At 61.2% G+C, this 6,261-nt stretch carries 1 protein-coding gene and 5 pseudogenes; 1 reads left to right on the top strand and 5 read right to left on the bottom strand.

Annotated elements, in window-relative coordinates; genetic code table 11:
- Window positions 1-420: 420 nt before the first annotated feature.
- From AC0L3D_RS35665 to AC0L3D_RS35675, 3 genes and pseudogenes are all read right to left on the bottom strand, one after another.
- Window positions 421-1,330: pseudogene (locus tag AC0L3D_RS35665) on the bottom strand (IS110 family transposase); the annotation flags it as partial.
- Between the two features lie 73 nt (window positions 1,331-1,403).
- Window positions 1,404-1,659 (bottom strand): annotated as a pseudogene (locus tag AC0L3D_RS35670) (IS110 family transposase); the annotation flags it as partial.
- A 259-nt stretch (window positions 1,660-1,918) separates the two neighbouring features.
- Window positions 1,919-2,959, bottom strand: coding sequence for a D-alanine--D-alanine ligase family protein (locus AC0L3D_RS35675; protein ID WP_473647420.1), 1,041 nt, complete (start codon window positions 2,957-2,959; stop codon window positions 1,919-1,921).
- Window positions 2,960-3,272: 313 nt separating this feature from the next.
- Here AC0L3D_RS35675 and AC0L3D_RS35680 point away from each other — a divergent pair.
- Window positions 3,273-4,223: pseudogene (locus AC0L3D_RS35680) on the top strand (transposase); the annotation flags it as partial.
- Between the two features lie 45 nt (window positions 4,224-4,268).
- Here the strand turns inward: AC0L3D_RS35680 and AC0L3D_RS35685 are convergent.
- Window positions 4,269-5,072, bottom strand: a pseudogene (locus AC0L3D_RS35685) (prephenate dehydrogenase/arogenate dehydrogenase family protein); the annotation flags it as partial.
- Between the two features lie 2 nt (window positions 5,073-5,074).
- Window positions 5,075-6,063, bottom strand: a pseudogene (locus AC0L3D_RS35690) (integrase core domain-containing protein).
- Between the last annotated feature and the right edge of the window lie 198 nt (window positions 6,064-6,261).

A 6,261-nucleotide genomic window follows, 5' to 3' on the forward strand; every position in this document is an offset into this window, starting at 1 on the left:
GCGGTGTAGAACCTGTCCCATAGCGCATCCTTTGATTCGGACGGCAATGATGCGCCATTAAAGTCCGGGATCAAACACCTAGGTGCTGCTTGAGCCAAGCCCATCCATCGTGCCGGCGAAGGGACCTTGCTCCGGAGGGCTGATGGCAGTGCCCGTCCGAAAGCCTGTCTTGTTGCCTCCTTCCTTGCTCAGGCGACCATGGCTGCGTCGCTGTGGGGAATGAAGTTGGTTTGCTCCCTAAGCATGTGGTGCACACCGCCAGCTTGCGGGCCAGCGCAACACGCGCCTTTCTGGGGTCTGCACGTTTCGCCCGATTGATACTTTTTCGGCGTCAATTCGAATCCGGCGCCACCGCTCGTGATGATCGAAAACGCTCAGGCGCGTCAACGGGCCACACGAATGTCGGGGCCACCTAGACGCCAAACAGGGATTGCCCGCCTTCGAGACACCCTGTTGTGGTTGATCGTGCCACTCTTCCAGGGCGCGGGCGCAAGACCGGCATAGGCCGAGACCTAGCGTCTATTCGCGAAGTTCCGGAACAGGCCTTCGGACCACAAGGCGCCGGCAAAATCGGGCCAAGCCCTTGAGCTCGAGCAACATCCGAACCGGCTCCAATGCGGAATCGGCGGCCGGAGCCTCTCACGCTCCGCCTTCACGGCCTCGATCTGCCGGTTCAGCAGCTCGATGACTTCCAGCTCGCGCAGGGCCAGCGTCTTGAGATGTTTCGGAAGCGGCCGCCCGTCTCCGGTGCGCAGAGCCTCCAAGCGTTCCCGGCGATCCTTGTTACCAGCCGATTCCAGCGCGAAGAACAGACCCTTCAACCGGTTTACATGACGGATGCGCTCTCCGATCAGAGTCTTCAGTCCCGGCAAAGGCGCCGACGGTTCTCTTCTTCCGGTGTCGGTATGCAAACCATCGAACAGATCCGCGGTTCGCCCCTTTTCCACGCCATGAGTGTGCGAACAAGCGCCTCCCCGTCTATCCGAACTGTCTTGGCGCGGCGATGCCGGCGCGAAACCGCGATCGAAGCTGGGTCAACGACGTGGCTCTCGATCCCTTCCGCGACCAGTATACGGTGAATCCAGAACCCGTCCAGTCCGGCTTCCTGGATCACGATTACTGGGACAATCCGGCCCCGCTCCGGACATGGCGTTGCAGATCCGAAAACCGCTCCAGCAGCCACGGCATTTCCCCACCCCGCACCTGATGCCTCGACAGCTTGGACCCAAGGGGCCGCAAGGGTGCTCACCAGCCACGTCGAGCGGCTGAGCTCCAGAGAAACGAAAATCGCGCCGCACGCAACGGTAGCAATCGTATGTGCGGTGGTCATTCTCGCAGTCTGCATGGCATGGGTATCCATCGAGAAAGTGAGCGACCCAACTTTCAAGAGCTAGGCGAGCGCGTCTCCTGCTCACTGACTTGACATATCGCGGAGGGATCAGCCGAACGTCATGGCCCATCGCCTGGAGCTTGCGACCCCAATGATGTGAGCCCGCGCAAGCTTCCATGCCGATCAGGCAGCGAGGACGCTTCTCGAAGAACGTAGGCAACTAGCCGCGACGTAGCGACGGCCTATGAGAACCCGACCGTTGTCATCCACACCGTGGAACTGAAAGACAGTCTTGGCGAGTCGATACCGACGGTGGTAAGCTGCGACATGGATGGCTCCTCTTCTTGGGACAATGACAATTCCCAATTATGGTGCAATGCGACGCCTCGGGCAGGATGCCGTCCACAACATCAATCGAGCAGGTTCTTCGCCAAACTCAAGGCTCTGTTCAGAAAAGACTGCCGAACAAACGATCGAGGCAACGTAGAAGCTCATCTGAGCCCTGCTCGACGCCTTCAGTCCAACCCGAATGCGCCGATTCTCTCAAAAACGCAGGATACGCTCAATTTAATTTAGATGGATCGTGCTCTAAAGCGGAAGAATCCGATCGCGATTCGACGCGCATTCAACCTTGGGGATACCGATTCCGAAATAACGCGTGTGGGCGACATCGAGCATTCGGTTGACCAAGCTCGAAAAGTTGTGTCCGGCAGCCCTCGCGGCCAAGGGATAAAAGCTGGTCGTACCCAGCCCCGGCATGGAGTTGACCTCTAGGACAAAGGGCCGGCCGGAGCGGTCGATCCGGAAGTCGACGCGGGCGTAGTCCTGGCATTGGCAGGCACGGAAGGTCGCAACCGAAATGTCCCGCAGCACCGTCGCAAGCTTACTATCGATTGGCGCCGGGCAAATGGCCTGCGGCGCCGCGGCTGACATGTGCTGCTTGTCTTCCCAAGTCGTAATACGCGTTTCGCGGTCGCCGAAGTCTTGCTCGACCAGAGGCAATACATCGAGCTCTCCGTTCCCCAGCAGCGCGACGTGGATTTCCCGCCCCTCGATGTATTCTTCCACGAGCGCATCCTGTGCATACTGTGTGACGATCACTTCTACGGCCTGCCTCAACTGAGCGGGTTCATGGACGAGCTGCAATCCGCAACTCAAGGATTCGTGACGCGGCTTCACTACCACTGGGAATCGCAGGTCGCCAATATTCTCAGTTCCGCGACGCATGACGCGAAAGTTCGGCGTCGGCACGCCGCGATCGCGGATGAGCCTTTTGGTGATAACCTTGTCGAGCGCCAACCCATGCCCGAGCGGGCTCGATCCAGTGTACGGGACGCCAGCCATCTCGAGCATGGCCGGAACGTGAGTGAGACGGCACTCGCCCTGAATTCCGGCGGCCATGTTGAAGACCATTCCGGAGGGGCGGGCTTGCGGATCGGGTGGCATGAACCGCTCGAGCGTGGCGAGCAGTCCTTTATCGCCTTCGCACAGCAGCGTCTCGTGGCCGCTCCCCTGCAGTGACGTCACTATCCTATCGACAGTCTCGCGGCCGAATTCCTCCTGACAATGGTGACCGAAACGGTTGATCACGCCCGTATGATCATGATTCCACACAACGGCTACTTGCATGAGCTACTCCTTGGATGTTTGCCCGCTAGTTCATGCGCTCGGATTTGGTTGACGAGGGCAACAGCCCGTCGGGACCCGCGCTTTCACCGTGTCCTGTGCAATCGGCGTGCCACTGAAGAGGTGTTGCGAAAGAGGGGAAAACCATGTGGTTCGCGTAGCGCCGGCCGAATACTTGTACCCAAGCGTGTCGGCTTGCGAACCTAGGTGTCTTCAATCGGACATGGGTGAACGCGAGAAGGTAAAGTCCTAGAGTTGCTGAAATTCAGGGAGGGGCATCCTTCGCTGGCGCCGGCACCAGCAACGAGCCACCCCCATGACGACCAGAATACCGGCATCGATGCGCACGCGCCAATCCATTTCCGATCTGATTGAAGAGCGTCTTTCCAAACCGGCAGGTCGCTCGGAGCGGATGAAGCTTGCGACCCGCCTGATCAAGGAGCAAGCACTGGAGGGGGAAAGCCGGGATGGGGTCGGACGGGACTATTACGGACATGGCTCCGACCCGGCCAGGGTTACGGCAATGGCGTGCGCAGCGGACGCCTGAAGACTGCGGAAGGCTTTGTGGAATACTCGGCCCCGCAGGTGGCGGCCCGCAACGAGCCGTTTCGTTCCGAGATCCGCGAGCGTCTGAAGGGACGGACGGAGGCGAAGGATCTGGCAGTGAAACTGCTGGCACGCGGTCTTTCGGTGCGCGACATCGAGGACGCCTTCCGCGACGAGACTGGGGCGGCTGCTCCTATCGAAGACCGCGGTCAGCGAGACCGGCGAGCGGCTGTGGGCAGACTACGCATGTGAGATCGCCTAGGTCGACGGCATCGCCAAACGCATCCGCCCCAGGGCAAAAGCACAGGCCGGTGCTAGTCGCTTGGGGTTTTGCGGCATCTGGCGCCAAAGTGCTTCTGCATCTGGTGGCGGATTCCAAGGAGGACGCCGAGACCGTGATCTCTGCTCGTCTGCGACGGCGCTGCCGGCATCATCAAGGCGATCGAGACCTGCTTTCCGCGCTCGGAACGTCAGCGCTGCTGGCGCACCGGAAGCGCAATCTCGCCGCCAAGGTGCCGGAAGACCTGTGGCCCCGTTCAAGGCCGGCGCCACCCCGATCCATCAGGCACCCTCGCGTGCCATTGCCCGCGATCTCGCCGCCGGTCTGGTGAACAACGAGGCCGAGCTGCCGAGCGCGGTCGCCTGCTTCATGGACGACTTCGAAGCGGCCATCGCGCATCAGAGAACGCCGATCACCCGCGCCATCCGCACAGCGAACCTTGGTCTTGTACTGCCGCTGTTGCACGACCTGCGGATGCCCGATTGGCTGGCGGCCGAAATCGGCCGCGTCTATATCTCGCCCCGCCTCGATGATCGAGCGGCATATGGCGCGCGTGCGAGTGAAGAGGTCGAACAGCTTATCGCCTCGCCGCAGCGGATCGCTTGCTGGATGCGATATCCTCCGAAAAGCGCGCCAGCATTCGAGCATCGCGTCGTGGCTGTGCAGGCACATGTCGCGCCACATTGTGGGGTGGAAAGCGGCGAGGCGAGTAATATCGCGGAGCCGGTGGCCGAATAACCTTGCTTTTTGGACCGTCTGCAGGTCATCCGCCGTGCCGACGATGTTGTAGGCGATGCCGCAGCGGCGCCAGAATTCGGATCGCTTCTCCAGCGCGGTAGGGTCGGTGCCTTCCATTGGCATGAAGATGCACCAGCGGTTCCCGAACAGTTCGGCAAAACCCGCATCAGGACCTGCTTCTCCGTGCCGGCCAGAGGGTGGCCAGGGGATGAAGGGTACGCCCCCCGCACGAATCGCTGCATCTGGGCGATCACGGAGGTCTTTGTGGAGCCGACATTGGTAAGGATAGCGTCCGCCGGCGTGATCTCCTCAGCCACGGCGCCGGCGCTGACGGCCACTGAGACGATGACGAGGTCGGCCCGCGAACCGCCTCGGTCTCGTCGGCCATGTAGCCGCCGCCGAACCTCAGCTCCTCGGCGCGCTTCAGGGTCTCGGCGCTACGATTTGCAATGGCGATATGTCCGGCCACTCCTCGCGGCAGATGACGCGCGCCGGTGAAGAGCCGATCAGGCCGCCGACCAAAGCGGTCTTTTCAACCAGGGGTTTCGACACGACTAGATGTTTAGTCCCGGCATTTGCTGGAGCGGATTAAGCTTGAAGCGTTCGGGCTGTGCGGCCCAAACCTTGCAGATGAACTCATAGGGTGTGAGGCCTTTGAGGGTCTTGAGCCTGCGACCGAAGTTGTAGGCCGAGATGAAGTCGGCAAGGTGGTGGCGGAGTTGGTCGTGGCTCTCGTAATAGAAACGCCTGACGGTTGCATCCTTGATGGTCCGGTTCATCCTCTCGACCTGGCCGTTGGTCCACGGATGCCTTGCCTTGGTCGTTCGGTGCTCGATGCCGTTCGTGGCGCAAGCGTATTCGAAGGCATGGGCCCACAAGCGTGGCCGTTTGCGATGGCCTGCTTGATCAATGGCACGGCCGAACCGCCGGCGCCGGGCGTCGTGAACTGGATGCCGTAGCACCTACGGAATGAAGGAGTGGCGGCGACCGAGAGAGCGGTGCGCGCAGCTTTTCGCTGCAGGCGCGCACCGCTGTCGAGGCGGCCATGGCCAGTCAAAGTTTCTCTAGAATGTGAATGTTCACAACCCATTCCGGAGAGACCGACCATGACCACTTCAGATTCTACACCCGCCGCCGCGGTGCTGGCAGCGATCGATGGCGACGAACATGTGCAGCTTGCCCTGTTCGGTGCGCACCTCGGCGACGTCGATGTGGAAGTAGCCGATCGGATGGCTCTTGAAGTTCTTCTTCGCCGGCTTGTCGCCTTCTACGTCAGGCAGGCGGCTGATGCCGTGGCGCTGCAGGCAGCGATGCAGTGACGAGCGCGTCAGGTGTGGGATCGTCGGTTGTAAGGCATAGAGGCAGTCATCGAGTGGCAACAGAGTGTAGCGCCGGAAGGCGACGATGACGGCTTCCTCCTCGAGCAAGAGCACTGTCGATCTAGGCTCTCTCGGACCGGTCGGCAAATCGGCCACCGAGGTCCGTTCCCGCCATTTGGCAACAGTCTTTTGGTTATCCCGTAGCGCTTCGCCGGCGCTCTCAGGCTCTCTTGATGGGGTGGACGGCGCCCGCAACGGCATCATCCTCGTGAGAGGCGTGCCACTGCGGCGCGGCGATCAGGATGAGATTCGGCGTCAATCAAGATGAGACTCGGCGGGGGTGGAGTGACGCAGTGAGGGCGTAGCCCGAACGGAGTTACACCACCCCCGCGGCGTCACTGCCGACGTCTGTTGGGCGCGGT

It is taken from the genome of Mesorhizobium sp. WSM4837 (assembly GCF_055811435.1).

Bases quoted from the DNA above. Each gene is read 5' to 3' on its own strand.
- AC0L3D_RS35675 (WP_473647420.1), bottom strand. From the start codon at position 2,959: ATGCAAGTAGCCGTTGTGTGGAATCATGATCATACGGGCGTGATCAAC.